The sequence below is a fragment of the Cohnella pontilimi genome (assembly GCF_005049045.1).
GTDB lineage: Bacteria > Bacillota > Bacilli > Paenibacillales > Paenibacillaceae > Cohnella > Cohnella pontilimi.
On the sequence record NZ_SUPK01000007.1, the window covers coordinates 194,329 to 212,567 of the forward strand.

At 55.9% G+C, this 18,239-nt stretch carries 15 protein-coding genes; 11 read left to right on the plus strand and 4 right to left on the minus strand.

What is annotated here, in order from left to right:
• Positions 1–52 precede the first annotated feature (52 nt).
• The gene (locus E5161_RS15315) at positions 53–1,285 is read right to left on the minus strand and encodes an aminopeptidase (RefSeq protein ID WP_136778700.1); all 1,233 of its coding nucleotides are present in this window, start codon (positions 1,283–1,285) and stop codon (positions 53–55) included.
• Positions 1,286–1,384: 99 nt separating this feature from the next.
• Here E5161_RS15315 and E5161_RS15320 point away from each other — a divergent pair, with 99 nt between their 5' ends.
• The 4 genes from E5161_RS15320 (at position 1,385) to rpoN (ending at position 7,368) form a co-directional block, all read left to right on the plus strand.
• On the plus strand, positions 1,385–2,650 hold the full coding sequence (locus tag E5161_RS15320; protein WP_246042297.1) for an MFS transporter: 1,266 nt from the start codon (positions 1,385–1,387) through the stop codon (positions 2,648–2,650).
• 103 nt (positions 2,651–2,753) lie between these two features.
• The gene (locus E5161_RS15325) at positions 2,754–4,223 is read left to right on the plus strand and encodes an ATP-binding protein (RefSeq protein WP_169306712.1); all 1,470 of its coding nucleotides are present in this window, start codon (positions 2,754–2,756) and stop codon (positions 4,221–4,223) included.
• Between the two features lie 166 nt (positions 4,224–4,389).
• On the plus strand, positions 4,390–6,021 hold the full coding sequence (locus E5161_RS15330) for a flavin monoamine oxidase family protein (RefSeq protein ID WP_136778703.1): 1,632 nt from the start codon (positions 4,390–4,392) through the stop codon (positions 6,019–6,021).
• Positions 6,022–6,039: 18 nt separating this feature from the next.
• Positions 6,040–7,368 carry an RNA polymerase factor sigma-54 gene (gene rpoN, locus E5161_RS15335; RefSeq protein WP_136778704.1) on the plus strand — a complete coding sequence of 443 codons (1,329 nt, stop codon included), beginning with the start codon at positions 6,040–6,042 and terminating at the stop codon, positions 7,366–7,368.
• Here rpoN and ablB read toward each other — a convergent pair.
• On the minus strand, positions 7,333–8,220 hold the full coding sequence (ablB, locus tag E5161_RS15340) for a putative beta-lysine N-acetyltransferase (RefSeq protein ID WP_136778705.1): 888 nt from the start codon (positions 8,218–8,220) through the stop codon (positions 7,333–7,335). The genes rpoN and ablB overlap by 36 nt on opposite strands.
• 233 nt (positions 8,221–8,453) lie before the next feature.
• Between ablB and E5161_RS15345 the strand changes: the two genes are divergently transcribed.
• The 4 genes from E5161_RS15345 to E5161_RS15360 are packed head-to-tail and all read left to right on the plus strand — an operon-like array spanning position 8,454 to position 12,386.
• Positions 8,454–9,788, plus strand: coding sequence for an aspartate aminotransferase family protein (locus E5161_RS15345; protein ID WP_136778804.1), 1,335 nt, complete (start codon positions 8,454–8,456; stop codon positions 9,786–9,788).
• Entirely contained in the window at positions 9,785–10,504 is a 720-nt protein-coding gene (locus E5161_RS15350; RefSeq protein ID WP_136778706.1) for a CoA transferase subunit A, read from the plus strand. The genes E5161_RS15345 and E5161_RS15350 overlap by 4 nt, the downstream gene beginning before the upstream one ends.
• Positions 10,447–11,121, plus strand: a complete 675-nt coding sequence (locus tag E5161_RS15355) for a 3-oxoacid CoA-transferase subunit B (protein ID WP_136778707.1) — start codon at positions 10,447–10,449, stop codon at positions 11,119–11,121. Before E5161_RS15350 ends, E5161_RS15355 begins: the two co-directional genes overlap by 58 nt.
• Positions 11,118–12,386, plus strand: coding sequence for a peptidase (locus tag E5161_RS15360; protein WP_136778708.1), 1,269 nt, complete (start codon positions 11,118–11,120; stop codon positions 12,384–12,386). The genes E5161_RS15355 and E5161_RS15360 overlap by 4 nt, the downstream gene beginning before the upstream one ends.
• 84 nt (positions 12,387–12,470) lie before the next feature.
• Here E5161_RS15360 and kamA read toward each other — a convergent pair whose 3' ends face one another.
• Positions 12,471–13,880 carry a lysine 2,3-aminomutase gene (gene kamA, locus E5161_RS15365; protein WP_136778805.1) on the minus strand — a complete coding sequence of 470 codons (1,410 nt, stop codon included), beginning with the start codon at positions 13,878–13,880 and terminating at the stop codon, positions 12,471–12,473.
• 78 nt (positions 13,881–13,958) lie between these two features.
• A complete protein-coding gene (locus E5161_RS15370) occupies positions 13,959–15,455 on the minus strand; it encodes a sigma-54 interaction domain-containing protein (RefSeq protein WP_246042299.1) in 1,497 nt (498 codons plus the stop codon).
• Between the two features lie 122 nt (positions 15,456–15,577).
• Between E5161_RS15370 and E5161_RS15375 the strand changes: the two genes are divergently transcribed.
• The 3 genes from E5161_RS15375 (at position 15,578) to E5161_RS15385 (ending at position 18,236) form a co-directional block, all read left to right on the plus strand.
• The gene (locus E5161_RS15375; RefSeq protein ID WP_136778807.1) at positions 15,578–16,504 is read left to right on the plus strand and encodes an aldo/keto reductase; all 927 of its coding nucleotides are present in this window, start codon (positions 15,578–15,580) and stop codon (positions 16,502–16,504) included.
• A gap of 62 nt (positions 16,505–16,566) precedes the next feature.
• Complete coding sequence (locus E5161_RS15380) at positions 16,567–17,031, plus strand: DnaJ family domain-containing protein (RefSeq protein WP_136778709.1); 465 nt, start codon at positions 16,567–16,569, stop codon at positions 17,029–17,031.
• A gap of 110 nt (positions 17,032–17,141) precedes the next feature.
• On the plus strand, positions 17,142–18,236 hold the full coding sequence (locus E5161_RS15385; RefSeq protein WP_136778808.1) for a M24 family metallopeptidase: 1,095 nt from the start codon (positions 17,142–17,144) through the stop codon (positions 18,234–18,236).
• Positions 18,237–18,239 lie beyond the last annotated feature (3 nt).

Genomic DNA, 18,239 nt, shown 5'->3' on the forward strand with positions numbered 1-18,239 from the left:
CAAGGCATGCTGCCTTCATGGCAACATGCCTTGTTTTTATTGGCCGGCGTTATCAGAACGCCCAGTCGCCTTTGCGGAAAATAGGTTCCGCCGTACCGTCTTCCATAATGCCGTCAATATCCATGTCGGCCGATCCGATCATGAAATCGACATGCGTCAAGCTTTCGTTCAACCCGCGAACCATCAGTTCCTCTTTGCTCATTTCTTTGCCGCCGTCGATGTTAAAGGCGTATCCTTGGCCGATCGCCAAGTGGTTAGACGCATTTTCGTCGAACAAAGTCTGGTAGAAAATGAGGTTCGTCTGCGAAATCGGGGACCGGTGAGGGACAAGCGCCACTTCTCCGAGGAAATGCGAACCTTCGTCCGTCTCGATCAGCCGTTTCATCGTCTCATAGCCTTGTTCCGCGGTGAACTCCACGATTTTGCCGTCTTTAAACGTCAGCTTGAAGTGGTCGATCAGATTGCCGGCATAGCTGAGCGGCTTGGTGCTCGACACGTAACCGTTGACGCCGGTTTTGAAAGGCGCGGTGAACACTTCCTCCGTCGGCATATTGGCGATGAATACGCTGCCGAGCTTGTTCACGCTTCCCGCGCTCACCCAGTGGTGGCCACGGGCCAATTCAATCGTGAGATCGGTGCCCGGCGCAGTGTAATGAAGCGCCTTATACTTGCGTTCGTTGAGACGGGACGCTTTGCTGTCCAATGTATCGGCATGGTCTTTCCACGCCTTTACCGGATCCTCGGTATCGATGCGCGTGGCCGCGAAGATCGCATCCCACAGAGCATCGATCCGCTTGTCCCGGTCAAGCGACGGAAATACCGCGTCCGCCCATTCCTGGGAAGGTACGGCGACGATGGACCAGCTGACCTTGTCGCTCATTTGATAATCCTTGAAAGGCTTCAGCGCTTGAGACGCCGTCTTCCGGGCATCGGCGACCCGCTGAGGATCGATGCCTTTCAGCAGGTCGGGGTTGTCGCCAATGATGTAGAGGAATGCCGCGTTGTCCGCCGCCATTTCCTCCATGCCCTTGGCTCTCCACATCGGATACTCGAGAAACGCCTCGCTTGGTGCCAGCTCATACTTCGTCCGGGTGACGACGTCGTCCGTCCAGTCTACCATGACATTTTTGGCGCCGACTTCATATGCCCGTTTGACCACCTTGCGTACATACTCAGCCGCGATGACGGGGGCCGTAACGACCAGCGTCTGGCCCGGCTGAACGTTCACGCCGATCTCGACGGCCAGAGCGGCGTACTTGTCCAACTTCTGCTCAAAATGATCCATCCCGGTTCCTCCTAATCTTTTCCTCGCGATATATTTTACCATTACGGATAGAAAAAAATCCAAAAGTCCGCTACTCTAAAACCTATGACGACATTTTTCATGGAATGGAAACAACAGCTTCAGCAGTATAGCCGCAATATTCGACTCTTTTTTGTCTTTAACTTGGTGTTCAACACCGGGTTCGGCATGTTCATGCTCGTGTACAACCTGTATGTGCGGGCATTGGGATACGAGCAGACGATGGTGGGCGATCTGGTCGCCATGACGGCGATCGCGTCCGCGATCATTCTGATTCCGGCGGGCATCCTCAACGATAGATTCGGCTCGAAACCGGTCGTGACGTTCGGGCTCTTTGCCATGGTGCTCGCCTTGACGGCGCGCTCGCTGTTCGAGGCCAGGCACGGGATGATCGTGACGGCGTTCCTGGGCGGCATGAGCCAAGCCCTCGTCTCTTCGACGGTGCTGCCTTTCATGGCGAATAACTCCACTCCCGCTCAACGAGTTCATCTGTTCAGCTTCAACATGGCGCTCGTCATGTTCGCGAGCGTCATCGGCAACGTGCTCGGCGGCTCGTTCAGCGATATTTTTCATTATTCGTTCGGCGTTCCGGAAGTGGCGAGTCTCCGGCTTACGCTGCTCATCGGTGTAGGGATCGCGGCGCTCGGCTTATTTCCGGTTCTGATGTATTCGCCCGTAGGGGCAAGGGTTCGACGGGACGGCGCGCCGTTCCGGCTGCGGGAGGCGGCCAGGAACCACAAAATGTCGCTTCAGGTCATCGTGCTGTTCGCATTGCTCAGCCTGTTGTCTTCGTCCGCAGGCGGCATGATCGTTCCTTACCTGAACGTATACTTCGAGGACCGGTTCCACGTCTCGAATACGATGATCGGCATCGTCGTATCGCTCGGCCAAGGCGCTACAGCGCTTGCTTATTTGTTCGGTCCCGCCATCGCGCGGCGGTTCGGCGAAGCCAAGGCGGTGGTGCTGCTGCAGCTGAGCTCGATTCCGTTCATGCTGCTCACCGCCTACACGATGAATTTCTACTTGGCGAGCGCCGGCTATTTGCTTAGACAAGCGCTAATGAACGCCGCCAACCCGTTTTACAACACGATCAAAATGAAATATGTCGAGCCGTCAATGCGCGGACTCGCTTCCAGCTCAGGGGAGGCAATGTTTAACCTGGGCTGGTTCCTCGCCGCCCCCGTCAGCACGGGGCTGGTTGCGCGATACGGCCCGTATTACGGCTATGCCTACGCGTTCACCGTTACAGCGGTCGTATACACGCTGATCTCGATTTTGTTCCACATCTTCTTCGGCAAAGAACGCTACTTCAAGTCCATGGAGGAACCGGAGGGCAAGTCCGCTTAACACGGGAAAAAGGATTCGAATTTTATAGAATGACCGGAACAGGAAGAATGCTCGGCTATGTAGAATGTTATGTTTAACTAACTATCGCCGGGGGATGCCCTGCATGTCCGACTTGATCCAACGCTTCGATCAGCAATTTGTGCGCGGGAAAGATCCCGAATTAATGGAACTCCTCCTGACCCGGATTTTGGGGATCCGTTCGGAGTTTGTCTCCATCACGACGTTAGCCGAGGGAAAAATCGTTTATGTTAACGATGGTGTCCTCCAGACGACCGGATGGTCCAAAGAGGAGATCCTCGGCCGTACCGTTCATGACATGAAGATCTACGTGGATCCCGATAAAAGAAACGATGTAAAGAGCACGCTGACGGAAGACGAGATTCTGGAACAACAGATTAACGTCCGTCACAAAAACGGCGGGTTCGTGAGCTACTTGCTCCGGCTCCAAATGATCCCGTTGTTCGGCGAGCCGTGTATTTTGGCCGTCGGATGGGATATCACGAGAAGGCGGCAACTGGAGCAGGAAGTCCACAATTCGCTCAAGAACGATTTGAGGCAAACCGTTCAAGCGCTGGACAACCTCGTCTTCAAGCTTACGCTCGGCAAGGACGGGCGGCTGACCTTTGAATTGTCGGAAGGCAAGATCGCGAGAAGCATGGGGATGACGACAGACGAGGTATATGGCAAAACGTTGTCCGATCTGTTCCCGGCCGACGTCATGGAAATTGTGCAGCCTCATGTGGAGAAGGCTCTGTCGGGAGAACCGACCAGTTTCGAGCTGGAGACCGGCGACCGGGTCATAATCAAGTCTCTGTCGCCTTATTATGAGCAGGGGCGGATCACGGGAGTCGTAGGCTCGGCGATTGATATCACGGAAAGAAAAAGACTCGAGAGGCTGCTGCAAGTCTCGGAGCTGAGTGCCGTGGTGGGCCAATTGGCGGCCGGTGCTGCCCACGAAATCCGGAACCCGCTTACGTCGATTAAAGGATTTGTCCAGCTGATCGGCGAGATTTTGGAGGAACACCGGATTGAGAAGGGCCGCAATTATATTGAACTTATTTTATCGGAGTTGTCCCGAATCAATCATTTGGTGACCGAAATGCTGTGGCTTCGGAAGCCCAAGGAAAGTGTCTATGAATCGGTGAACATTGCGAAGGTGCTTCAGGACGTTCTTCCGCTGGTGTATGTGGAGGCGAATCTGAAAAGCATCCAGGTGTCGTGTCATTTTTCGTCCACCGGCCCGAAAATCAACGCCAATCTGGAGCTGCTCAAGCAAGTGATCCTGAACTTGTGCAAAAACGGCATCGATGCGATGGACAGCGGGGGGCATTTGCAAATTGGTGAGACGGTTCATGAACAAGGTGTATCGATCATGATTCGCGATAACGGGCCCGGCATTCCGCACGACCTGGCGGATAAGCTGTTCACGCCGTTTTTTACGACGAAGCCGAAGGGCAACGGCCTCGGGCTGTTCATTTCCAAACAAATCGTCCGCGAAATGGGCGGGGAGATCGACATATCGTCCGATGCCGCCGGAACTTTGGTCACGGTAACGTTTCCGCTGCAAAATTGATTTGAAATGGCCGTCACCAATCGACATACGCCGCAGAGAGTTTCCACTATAATCCCAAATGGAACCGTTTTCAACAAAAAACAATAACGAAAATCAGCCGAGAAGCCGGAGCATCATGCGGACGACTTCCCGGCTTTTTTTATATGAAATTATGGGAGGAATTCAAATGGCGCGTACTCCACTATTTCGTCGGCTCAAGGATGCCGTATCCGTGGCGGGCGAGGCTGCCGAAAAAGACATCCCGGTAGAACAGGTCATTCGAGAGCGAACCGAAAAATCGATTTCTCGCAAGCAGTTTCTGCAGAAAGCGGCCATCGCGACAGTTGCGGCGGCGATCCCGGATTTTGTATGGAAGCTGAACGACGTATTTGCCGGTGATTCTTCCGAGCCAGGCCGTATCGTCGTGATCGGCGCCGGTCTTTCCGGTCTCACCTGTGCGTATCAGCTCAAAAAGGCGGGTTATACGGCGGAAATCTACGAGGCATCTGAACGGGCGGGCGGCAGGTGCTGGACCCGAAGGGGAGATTTTGAAAACGGACAAATCGCCGAGCACGGCGGAGAATTCATCGATACGAATCATAAGGAACTGCTGCAGTTGGTGAAAGAATTTGGCCTCACATTGGACGATGTGGTCCGGGCACAGCCGGCCGGCACGGAGGAACTGTACTATTTTGACGGAAGCCCTTATTCGTTTGCCGAAGCGTGTAAAGATTTTAAAGCGATTTGGAATACCCTTCACACCGAGGCGCTGGCGGCCGGCTATCCGACTTTGTATAACCGTTACACAGCCAGAGGCAGAGAGCTCGACCAAATGTCCATTGTGGATTGGATCAAGAGTAAGATTCCGGGAGGCATGACGTCCCGGCTGGGGAAATTGATCGACGTGGCGTACAACATCGAATACGGCGCCGAATCAACCGATCAGAGCGCGCTGAATATGATTTATTTGTTGGCATATTCCAACAAGAACCGGTTGGAAATGTTCGGCGAGTCGGACGAAACATACCATGTCCGCGGCGGCAACGATCAAATCGTATCCAAGCTGGTCGAAGCGTTGAACGATCAGATCGTTTACCGGACGCGGCTGACCGCGATCAAACAAAACAAGAACGGCGGCTATACCCTTACTTTGCAGACCGGATCCAGCTCTAGACAGCTATACGCGGATAAAGTCGTTCTCACGCTGCCCTTTTCGATTCTCCGCTCGTCCGTCGATTATCAGGGAGCCGGTTTCCGGCCGTTGAAAAAAACGGCGATCCAAGAGCAAGGAATGGGAACCAATTCTAAGCTGCATGTTCAATTTCGTACCCGGCATTGGGAGCAGTTGGGATGCAACGGAGGTACATACGCGGATACGGGCTATCAAAATACTTGGGACGTCACGCGCGCTCAGCCTGGTGAAACGGGGATCTTGGTCAATTACACCGGAGGAGTGATCGGGGCAAGCTTTGATAAAGGAAATCCCGAGTCGCGGGCAAAGCAATTTCTAAGCCAACTTGAGCCCGTCTTGCCCGGCGTTACGGCGAAGTGGAACGGATTGGCCACGCTGGATTATTGGACGGGGTACCGGTGGACCCTCGGCTCCTATTCCTATTGGAAGGTCGGGCAATATACGAAGTTTGTCGGAATCGAACGGGAAAAGGAAGGCGGCTGCTACTTCGCCGGAGAGCACACGTCCGTCGACTTTCAAGGCTATTTGAACGGCGCGGTGGAGTCGGGACAGCGGGCGGCCAACGAAATTTTGGCCGATCTCAAAGCGTCCGGCATTGCCGAAGTTCCACTTCAGCAGACCATCTAACCTCAAAGGGTGATTCGCTTGTCCGCAAGATTAAGCGGCGGGATGTTCCTGCGGCAGAACACCAAAATGCATATGACGCCGAAGCTGCGGCAGGCGATCCGGATTCTTCAGCTCTCCGCGCCTGAGCTGTGGGCTTATGTGCGGCAAGAGCTCGAAGAGAATCCCGTGCTTGAAGCGATCGACGTGCGATGGGATATGATGAGCGGCGCGGGCGGTGCCCGAATCTCGCGCGACCGCGGGCTGGATACTTTGGATTTCGCGGTGGACCGCAGGATGACGCTGGAGCGGCATTTGACAGAGCAGCTGCGTCTCATGAAGCCGCCGTCTGCAGCGATTGAGAGGATTGTCCGCTATATTATCGGCAATTTGGATACGAACGGGTATTTGGAATTGCCGCTTCAGGATCTGGCGTCAACTCTTCAGGCGGCGGAAGAAGACGCCGAAGCCGCGCTGCGGATCGTGCAAAGCTTGGAGCCGGCGGGTGTCGGAGCGAGAGATTTAAAGGAATGTTTGCTGCTTCAGCTGCAGGATTTGCCGAAAATCCCGCCTCTCGCGCCCCGCCTCATTCATGATTTTCTCGATGATATTGGGGGGTATCGGATTCATAAAATATCCAAACAGCTCGGTGTGCCGCGGCATGACGTAGAGGACGCCATTCGTGTGATCAAGAAGCTCAATCCCCGGCCGGGCTCTTCTTATTATGTAGACGAAGTCAAGTACATCGTCCCCGATGTGATCGTCGAAAAAGCCGGGGATCGGTTCGTCGTCTCCATCCCGGATGCGACGGTTCCCCGGCTGGAGATACATCCGCAATACGAGCGATTGGCGGAGGAATGCGGGAAAGAGGTGTCCGCGAGAAAATTCCTGTCCGCGAAGTATCGGTCCGCCGCCTTCTTGATCAAGTGTATCGAGCAAAGGCGGCTGACCCTCTTCAGGGTGACCGAGGCCATTGTGGAAGAGCAGGACGCATTTTTCCGGGAAGGTCCGTCCCGGCTCAAGCCGATGAACTTGCGGGATATCGCCGATAAGCTGAATCTCCATGAATCCACCGTCAGCCGCGCAACGTCCGGCAAGTATGCACAGACGCCGTGGGGCTTGTTTGAGCTGACGTATTTTTTCCCTGCCGGCTATAACCGCGGGCTGATCGATGAGGCTTCCGCCGAAAGCGTCAAGGAGAAAATCCGGACATGGGTCGCCGGGGAAGATGCGGCCCAGCCCTATTCCGACCAGCAACTGGCCGATTTGCTGCAGGAAGAAGGCATACCGGTCTCCCGCCGCACCGTCATGAAGTATCGCGAGCAGCTCGGCATTTTATCCTCCGTCCGTAGAAGGAACGCTCCCCGGTAAAACTTTCACCCACAGATTCATGTCCTCGAATTTATCGTATATGTCGCAGTTTTTGGTCAATCTGCCGCAGTACCGGTATCCCAATTGGAACAAAGAAGCATTCATGCCGAAGGAAAGCGCCCGGGACAGGGAATAAGCGCAATGAATGCCGCGGGACCTCAGGTCATCCTCCAAAGCACGGATGAGCAGCCTCATCATCCCGTGCCGCCGAAATTCCGCCAGTGTGGCGCAATCAGTGATCTCGGCGTTTCTGTATACGCGGTTGATTTCTGCGGAGGCGGCACTGACGAGGCTGTTTTCGTGTTCCGACACATAGAATATCGTACCGTCGCCGATCACCTTTTCGATATAGGCGGCATCGTCCATCGGAGTCGGATACCTCGGAAAAACATGACGGTAGAGAACGGCCAGCCGTTCGGCATCTTCCAGGGCGGCGGCGCGCAGCGTAAAATTCTGCGGCAAGGCGGTAGATTGTTCCGGTTTAGGAGGCATCTCCAGCACTTGGCGCAGGATGTCGTCTTCCTCCATCCAATAATCGCTCGTTCGCCGGTTGAGATCGAAATAGAGCGCCATGCAGAAAGCATCGCGTCCGTTGAAGTATGCCTTGTAAATGCCCTCCAGCATATACCCTCTGGACAGGAAATCCGGCCAATCCTCCTCACGCGATTTCACGAAAATTTTCGTAAAGGCGTGTGAGCTCGCGATATCGGCCGCCCGTTTGCAAATCGCGTCCACGTCACCCCGGTAATCGTCCACACGCAGCCTGCGGTTGAAGTAGTCGAGACAGATGTGGAGCGTAAAGGCACTTTCGGTTTCCACCACATTTTCAAAGTAGGCTTTGACGTCGGGCATGTGCGATTCCTCCTTTTCCGTACAATCGGGTGAGATGCAAAAAGGATGCCAGCTTGCAAGCCGGTTTGTGACGGGGACGGGTCGGGCGGCGGATGAAAATTTTGCAGGGCGTGCGGCGGGGTGCAAAATTTTTGGCATCGCAGGTAGAGCCCGGCATTCGTCTGGTGTCCGGCATGTGCCGTGGTAAATTGGCATGAAAATTGCTTCTACGTAGGCGGAAGGGGGTGGCCGCCATCGAGCGGGAACATTTGATCAAGCCGTTGTTGAATTATCGTTATCCTACCGTTCAGTATGGGAAGGGCTCGTACTTGTACGACGAGAACGGAAAAGCCTACTTGGACGCTTCCTCAGGCGCGGTAACGGCAGGCATCGGACACGGCACGGCGGAAGTGATCGAGGCGATGCACGAGCAGGCGCAAAAAGTGTCGTTCGTGTACCGCTCCCAGTTTACGAGCGAACCGGCCGAACGGCTGGCGAAGAAGCTGAGCGATTTGGCGCCGGGCGGCGGTTATTGGTCCTTCTTCGTCAACAGCGGCTCGGAAGCGACCGAGACGGCGATGAAAATCGCTATTCAGCATTGGCAGGAGAAGGGCCAGTCAAGCAAATACAAGGTGCTGTCCCGCAGAGTGAGCTATCACGGCATTACGCTGGGCGCGTTGTCGATGTCGGGTCACGTTCTGCGGAGGAGGCGGTTCATTCCGCTGCTGGAAGAGTTCCCGCTGGTCGCGCCGCCCTATTGTTACCGCTGCCCGATGGGAAAGACGCCATCGGAATGCGGAACCGCTTGCGCCGATGATTTGGAATCGGCCGTGAAACGGATCGGAGCCGAGCATATCGCCGCTTTCATCGCCGAGCCGGTCATCGGCGCAGCCGGAGGCGCCATTGTGCCGCCGGAGGGGTACTACCGGAAAATCAAAGAGATTTGCGAGCGCTATGAAATTTTATTCATTGCGGATGAGGTCATGACGGGAATCGGCAGGACGGGCGCGATGTTCGGCATGGAGCATTGGGGCGTGGAGCCGGATTTGATCGCGCTCGGCAAAGGGATGAGCGCCGGATATACGCCCATGGCCGCCACGTTGGTGAAAGACCATGTGATGGAGCCGATTCTGCATGGCTCGAAAGTGGTGATGGCCGGCCACACCTACAGCGCCAATCCGCAGTCGGCGGCCGTATCGCTGGCCGTGCTGGAATATATCGAGAAGAACGGGCTCGTGCAGGCGGCCGAGGAGAAGGGCCGCGAGCTGCTCAGCAGGCTAATGGAATTGGCCGGCCGGTACGCGATCATCGGCGATGTCCGGGGCAAAGGGCTGCTGCTTGCGGTGGAGTTTGTGGCCGACCGGGGCAGCAAGGAGCCTTTTCCGGCTTCGCTGGGTTTGACCGCGCGCGTGACCGACAAAGCCTTCGAGAAAGGGCTGCTGCTGTATCCGGCCGCGGGCGGTGTCGATGGAGCGGGAGATGCTGTGATCGTCGCTCCCCCTTTCATCATTTCGGAGGAAGAAATGGATGAGCTCGTTCGCATGTTCGATGAGACGATGGTCGAAGTGATGCGGGAGGTGACGCCATGAACAAAATCGGAACGCTGGAGGAAGCGCTGAATCGGATAACGGACGGCTGCACATTGATGTACGGCGGTTTCGGCGGCATCGGCAATCCTCCCTCGCTGATCGACGGCATTTTCGAAAAGGGAGTGAAGAACCTCACGCTTATCGGCAATGACACCGCATTTCCGTGGATCGGCATCGGCAGGCTGGTCACGGCAGGCAGGGTGCGCAAGGTGATCACGTCGCATATCGGATCCAATCCGTACGCAGGTCAGCAAATGGAAGAGGGAAGCTTGGAAGTCGAGTTTTATCCTCAAGGCACGCTGGCGGAAAAAATCCGGGCCGGCGGCGTCGGACTCGGCGGCATACTCGTCGATGTGGGGATCGGCACGATGATCGAGGAAGGCAAGGAAACGGTGGTTGTGGATGGGCGCAAATATTTGGTGGAGCCGGCGCTGACCGCCGAGGTGGCGATCGTTCATGCCCGCAAGGCAGACCCGTTCGGCAACCTGGTCTTCGACAAAACCGGGCGCAATTTCAATCCGCTCGTGGCGATGGCCGGGCAATACACAATTGCGGAAGCGGATGAGATCGTCCCGCTTGGGGAGCTGGATCCGGAAAACGTCGTGACGCCGGGCATATTCGTCGATAGGGTCATTCCGGGCAAAGGGGTGAATTGGGAATGGGTATGGGAGAAGAAAGCCGCGACCGCATCGCGCGGCGCGCAGCCCGGGAGTTGAAGGACGGTATGGTGGTGAACCTCGGCATCGGGATTCCGACGCGCGTGGCGGATTTTATCCCGGAAGGGGTCCAGGTTGTTTTCCATGCGGAAAACGGGATTCTAGGCGCCGGGCCGACACCGGAGCCGGGGAAAGAGGACGGCTTTCTCTGCAATGCCGGCGGGTATCCCGTCACCATAGTGGAAGGCGCCTCTTATTGCGACAGCGCCATCGCGTTTGCGATGATCCGCCGCGGCGGCATCGACATGACCGTGCTCGGGGCGCTTGAGGTGAGCGGGAGGGGCGACTTGGCGAACTGGATCGTGCCGGGCAAACGGGCGGCCGGCATCGGCGGGGCCATGGAGTTGGCGCAGAAAGCGAAAAAAGTGGTCGTGCTCATGAACCATGTGAACCGGGACGGCCAGTCGAAAATTCGAAAGGAGTGCGAGCTGCCGCTGACGGCGCGGGAGTGCGTGGATTTGATTATCACGGATATGGCGGTCATGGAGGTCACGGGGGAAGGGCTCGTTTTACGGGAAGTAATGGCTCCCTATACGGTTGAAGAAGTGGTCCGCTATACGGAAGCCGAGTTGCAAATCCCGGATACCGTCGCGTACATAGGAGGGGACGCGCCATGAGCCTGCAAAGCAAGGTTCGGGAGTGGATGCGGACTCATCGTGAGGAAGGCACCGCTTTGCTGCAAAGCTTGGTGCGGCTTCCGAGTACGCAAGGAAGGGAGCGGGAGGCGCAGGAGCTCGTGGCTGGGATGCTGCGCGAGATGGGACTCGCGGTGCGGGTGTGGGAGCCGGACGGGGAAGCTTTGCGGAGCCACCCGTATTTTTATTCGCCGAGAGACCGGTTTGCGGGCAGTCCGAATGTCGTCGGCGTACTGAAAGGGACGGGCGGGGGCCGCTCTTTGATTTTGAACGGGCATATGGATGTGGTGCCGGAGGGTGACCGCGGGCAGTGGCAGCATGATCCGTTCAGCGGTGAAGTGGCGGACGGTAAGCTGTTCGGACGCGGCGCGACGGATATGAAAGGCGGCAACGTCTCGATGCTGTTGACGATTCAGGCACTGCGGGAGCTGGGGGTCCGGCTGAAGGGAGACGTCATATTCCAAAGCGTCGTCGAAGAGGAGAGCGGAGGAGCGGGGACTCTTGCGGCCATAATGAACGGCTATCGGGCGGATGCCGCGCTCATTCCCGAGCCTACGAACATGCGGATTTTTCCGAAGCAGCAAGGATCCATGTGGTTCCGCGTGACGGTCAAAGGGCGTTCCGCCCACGGAGGAACCCGGTATGAAGGGGTCAGCGCGATCGAGAAAAGCATGATCGTCGTCCAGCATATCCGGGAGCTCGAGCAGGCGAGGAATTCGGCGATGACCGATCCGCTGTATGCGGGCAATCCGATCCCGATTCCGATCAATATCGGCGTCATAAGAGGCGGCAACTGGCCTTCCTCCGTGCCGGATTCGGTCGTTCTCGAAGGAAGAATGGGCGTCGCGCCGGAAGAAGCGATCGAGCATGCCAAGGAAGCCATGGAGCGATGGATGGAGCGGCTTGAAGAGAAGGATGCCTGGTTCGCGAAGACTCCTGTATCACTGGAGTGGTTCGGCGCCAGGTGGGTGCCGGGCAGCGTGGATCCGGGGCATGAGCTGATTGCGGTGTTGTCGTCACAGTATCAGGAAGTGACGGGGAAGGAAGCGGTGATTCAGGCATCCCCATGGGGCACGGACGGCGGCCTGCTCACGTTGCTGGGAGACACGCCTGCCGTCGTGTTCGGGCCGGGTGTCACCCATGTCGCCCACTACCCGAATGAGTACATCGAACTGGAGGATATGTTTCGCGCCGCGGAGATCATGGCTTTGACGCTGGTACAATGGTGCGGTTTGGAAGAGGAGTAATTCGTGCGAAAAAGACCTTGCCTGTACCGGCTTTAGCCGGTGAAGGCAAGGTCTTTTTACTGAGTCGCGGTTATTTTGTAAAGATTACTTAGGCGCTGGAGGAGTTTGCTTCAGTTTCGCTTGGATCAGCTTCTCTTTCATTTCGTCGCGTTTTTGGCGGCGGTCCTTGAGCGAGGTGTGATCCGGCATTTGCTCGTACATTTTCCTTCGGCTGATGCGGCGCAAGTTTTCCGGCACGAGGTTGAATCTCTCATCCTTCATGAGTGCGGCGATGCCGGTGCTTTCCGGCCGCTTCTCGATCCCATAAATTTCGTTGAAGTATTCGTCCGCCTTGCCCGGCACGTAATTTTTCGGTTCCGGATAACCGACGATCACGCCTTCATAGTTGCGCAGAATGACTTTGTCCTGGCTTTGCGAGATGAGATAGTTCGGCTGAAGCGCGATTTTGCCGCCGCCTCCGGGGGCATCCACGACAAACGTCGGTACCGCGTAACCGGAAGTATGGCCTCGCAGCGATTCGATAATCTCGAGTCCCTTCGAGACGGGAGCTCGGAAATGGCCGATGCCTTCGGACAAGTCGCACTGGTAAATGTAATAGGGGCGGACGCGAATTTTGACGAGCTCATGCATAAGTTTTTTCATAATATGCGTACTGTCGTTAATCCCCGCTAAAATGACCGCCTGGTTGCCGAGAGGCACCCCCGCGTCGGCCAGCATCGTGCAAGCTTTTTTAGCTTCTTCCGTCATTTCGAGCGGGTGGTTGAAATGGGTGTTCAGCCACACCGGATGGTATTTGCGGATCATGGTGCACAAATTCTCCGTTATCCGCTGCGGGAACACGACCGGTGCCCTCGTACCGATGCGGATAATCTCGACATGAGGAATTTCCCGTAAATTTTTCAGGATATATTCGAGGATTTGATCGTTGATCAGCAGCCCGTCGCCGCCGGAAAGCAGGACGTCCCGGACGTCCGGCGTTCTGCGGATATAGTCGATGGCATCGTCCATCTGCTTCTTGGGGACGCCCATGCCCACCTGACCGGAGAAACGTCGGCGCGTGCAATACCGGCAATACATCGAGCATTGGTTTGTGACGAGAAACAATACCCGGTCCGGATAACGGTGCGTCAGCCCGGGCGTAGGCGAATCTTCGTCTTCGGACAACGGATCCTCTTGGTCGTAAGGGGTTTTCAGCAGTTCGGCGGAAATCGGCACGGACTGCATGCGAATCGGGCACCGCGGATCGTCCGGATGCATCAGCGAGGCGTAATACGGCGTAATGTTCAGCGGAATCGTCCGGGTGGAAATCCGGACGCCTTCTTCTTCGTCGGGGGTCAGATTGACCACTTGCTTCAATTCGTCCAACGTCTTGATCGTATGGGTGAGCTGCCATATCCAATCGTTCCATTGTTCATCCGTTACGCCTTTCCATAAAGCTACGTCTTTCCAGTGCCGCTTGCTGCTGAGGGGTACAAAATTCGTCCCTCCCTGCATATCGCTCATAGACATGCTCATGATTTGCACACCTCCCGGGAGATCTCGCTCCTCAAGGTCGCAAGAAGCATGCCAAGTTCAAGGTTTCCTCACGATCCCATAACGTTTCATCTTGTATTGCAGCGACTGCCTCTTGATGCCCAAGGTTTGGGCGGTAAGGGTGATATTGTAGTCGTTTTTGTGCAGCGCCTCGAGTATGGATAAACGTTCAAACTCCTGCACCCGATCGGTCAACCTGCCGACTGAGTGCGGATCCACTGCTTGGCTGCGCGGCGCAGGCACCCGAGCGGGCGAGTACGCTACGTGAAACTCCCGGATATGGGCCGGCAAATGATGTTCTTCGATGCGCTCCTCGCCGAGTTCCAACATGTTGAAAGCGGACTCGATCGCATGGCTTAATTCCCGCACGTTGCCCGGCCAGGAGTAAGCCAGCAGCCGTTCGAGCGCGGCCGGGGAGATGCCGTTGATGGTGACCCCGAACAGCGGATTGAATTTCTCAATAAAATGTTCCGCAAGCAGCGGAATATCTTCGCTTCTTTGCTGAAGCGGGGGCAGATACAGATTGACGACACTGAGGCGGAAATATAGATCGTGCCGCAATATGCCCTTTTCCAGCGCGTCCTTCGGATCCGTGTTCATCGCCGTAATGACGCGGACATCCGCCTGCTGCTCGGTTGTCCCGCCGATGCGGCGCACCATCCCGTCCTGCAGCACGCGAAGCAGCTTAGCCTGCAGGTATAGATCCAAGCTGTTCAACTCATCCAAAAACAGCGTGCCCCCGTTGGCTTGCTCGAACAAGCCGGGCCGGTCGATCGCGCCGGTGAATGCCCCTCTGGCGGTGCCGAACATGAGTCCCTCCAGCAAATCCGCGGGAACGGCCGCACAGTTTTGCGCGATGAACGGCCGGCTGCGCCGGACACCGGCATTATGAATGCTTTGCGCGAACAGTTCTTTGCCGGTGCCCGTCGGGCCGCTAATCATGACGGGAGAGCTGGTGCGGGACGTTTTTTTGGCCAGCGAAAGCGCATCCGCGAACGGCTTGCTGCGGCCAATCAAATCGCTGAACTCGTATCGGGCGGTGCCTTTGTTTTTGTTCTGCTTTTGCTGCGCTTCGTGCAGCTGGTGACGCAGATCGAGAATCTGATCGTGCAATTGAACAATGTTCGTAATATCTTTGGCCACTTCCAGCGCGCCGACGACTTCTCCGTGATCAAGCAGCGGATAAGTGCGGTTAATCGTCGTGATTCGTTTGCCGGAGGAATTGTAATAGGTTTGGATGTGTTCGGGAAGCTCCTTGCCGGTTTGCAAAACGGTGGCGAGCGTGCTCGTCTCATGGGTGAGGGACGGGTAGAGCTGGAATATGTTCTGGCCGATCACCTGCTCGCGCCGGAAGCCGTCCATCTCCGCCATTTTATCGTTGTAAAAGACGGTCATCCCCTGCCGGTCGATCAGGTGGACGCCGACGTCGACTATATTCAATATTTTTTCGAAATACTCGGATGCAAAGCCGCTGTCGCCCGCCAATCGACTCACCTTCCCCATTGGAGTGCATGGAAACATCACCCATTTTTTCATTATACCTGCCCCTTTTTCGATTGACACGCAAAAAACACAATTGCAGGCAGGGATTGGCGCGGCGGGCCGGGAATAAAAATTATAAAACGAGTGAGGGGGTCCGGACGTTGACAACACCTCAGATGAGTTATATTTCGATACCGGGAGTGGAGAAGCCGGTTTCCAAACTGATTATGGGATCCATGATGCTCAGCGACGAGAAGATGGAATATTCGGCAGAGTTGTTGGACGCCTACATATCGGCCGGCGGGAACGCGATCGATACGGCGCATGTGTATGGGCCTCACGGGATGAAAGCGATCGGCAACTGGATGCGGGAAAGGGGCAATCGTTCCTCGATGACGCTGATCGGCAAAGGGGCTCATCCCGACGCAGCGGGACCTCGCATGACGAAATCGGCGATCGACGCCGATTTGTCGGAATCGCTGGAGCGGATGCAGACGGAGTATGTTGATATTTTCATGCTGCACCGGGACGATCCGAACAAATCGGTCGGCGAAATTCTCGAATTGCTTCAAGGGCCGCTGGAGGCGGGATTATGTTGGGCGCTCGGGGCTTCCAACTGGACGACGAAGCGGCTCGAGGAAGCCAATGCTTACGCCGCACGGCACGGCTTGACCGGGTTTGCGTGCAACAGCCCGAATCTGAGCCTGGCCAAGCCCAACGAGCCCCGCTGGGCCGGCTGCGTATCCGCCGGAGCGGAGGATATCGCTTGGCACATCCGCACGCAGCTTCCGCTGTTGTCTTGGTCTTCGCAAGCCGGGGGCTTTTTTACCGGCCGGTACTCGCCAGAAAAACGTGAGGATCCGGAAGCGGTGCGAGTCTATTACAGCGAAGCAAATTGGGAGCGATATAGAAGGGCGTCGAGGCTGGCCGAAGAGAAAGGTACCGATGCCAACCAAATCGCGCTTGCTTATGTGCTGCACCAGCCGTTTCCGACCTGCGCGCTGATCGGAAGCCAGACGCCGGCGGAAGTATTTTCGAGTGCGGAGGCGTTAAGGGTGAGCTTGACGCACGAGGAAATCCGGTGGCTGGATCTTCAGAATTGAGGGGGACTTCGGCATGTTCAGGTGGTTTAGAAAGAGAAAGCATCCGCAAACCTCGGAGTTAAGTGAACCCGCAGCGGATTCTTTACCTATCCAGCCGCAACTGGGAAGCCGATCCTGCGGGAGCAACGGAGGACGAAGAACCGGCGGCTCCCGGAGCATTTTGGAATTCCACTGTCTCTGTGGAGCATTGGGCTCAACAAATCTATAACGAAGAAATGAAAAAAGGCACGTTCGAACATCTGCCGGGCAAAGGGAAACCGATGGAAGTTCCCGATGGCGATCTGGCAAACAGCATTTTGAAAAATGCCAACGTCTTGCCCGATTGGTTGATGCTGCAGCACGAGATCAGGGATCAAATGCAAGCGCTGCTCAATGCCACCCATCCAGACGCCAAACAAGTGGAACGAGAGCTCGACGACATCAACAGAAAAATCAAAAAATACAATACGATGGTCCCCAGCGTCGTGCTGCAAAAGCGTAAAATCACCAAAGAAGACATGCACAAGCTGTTCCATCTATGGGCTTAACCGACACAGGCGCGCCTGTGTTTTTTGCTCGGATACAGCGACGGGGCCGGATTGGAGTATAATAGGGATTATGGTTGAAAGCTGCAATGGTGAAAAGGACGGTAGATACGGTGAAGGAACGCGTAGAGAAACTGTACGACTTGTTTGAGGGAGCGGATGCGCCGGATGTGATTCTGGTGACATTGCCGAAGCTGGTGTATTATTTTTCGGGTTTTTATTCGGAGCCGCATGAACGGTTTTTGGCGCTGGTGTGCGTGAAAGGCGAATCGCCATTCCTGGTCGTACCCAAGCTGGATTATGAAAAAGCGGCAAGCGTGTCCACGGTTACGCAAATTTACGCGCATGAAGACACGGACAATCCTTACGAGATTTTGAAAAGGCATCTGCCGGAAAAGGTGGCGCGGATCGGGATCCAGAAAGATCATCTGAGCGTGAATCGTTACGAAGCGCTGATGCAGACCACAGGTGCGATGCAAGCGGTCGATGTGGAGCCGGAACTCAATAGGATGCGCGTTATTAAAAGCGAGACGGAGATCGCCGTTATCAAGCGGGCCATTGTATGTATCGAAGAAGTGTTTCGTGCGGTGATTCCATACGTGAAGCCGGGGGTTACGGAAATCGACCTCGTAGCGGAGATGGAATATCGGATGAAGAAGCTCGGAGCTGACGCCCCTTCGTTCGACACCATGGTGTTATCGGGTGCGAAAACCGGATTGCCGCACGGAGTACCCGGGACCAAGGAGATCCAGGAAGGCGAGCTGCTGCTTTTTGACGCGGGTGTGTTTGTGGACGGCTATGCCTCCGATTTGACACGGACTTTCGCCGTTGGTGTAGTGAATACGCGATGCAGAGAGATTTACGATACGGTGCTTCAGGCCAACATGAAAATGATTGAAGCGGTGCGCCCGAGCGTTACGTTCGGGAGTCTGGATCATGCGGCACGCCAAGTCATTGAAAGTAAGGGAGACGGTGAATATTTCATCACCCGCGCAGGCCACGGATTTGGGCTGGAGATCCATGAGTATCCGTCCATCCACGGGCTAAATCCGGATTTACTGCAAGCGGGCATGGTGTTCACGGCGGAACCGGGCATATACATTCCGGGTCTTGGCGGCGTGCGGATCGAGGATAACGTCCTGGTCACACCGACCGGCGCCGAAGTGCTGACATCTTTCCCGAAAGAATGGACCGTAATTGGTGTATAGCTT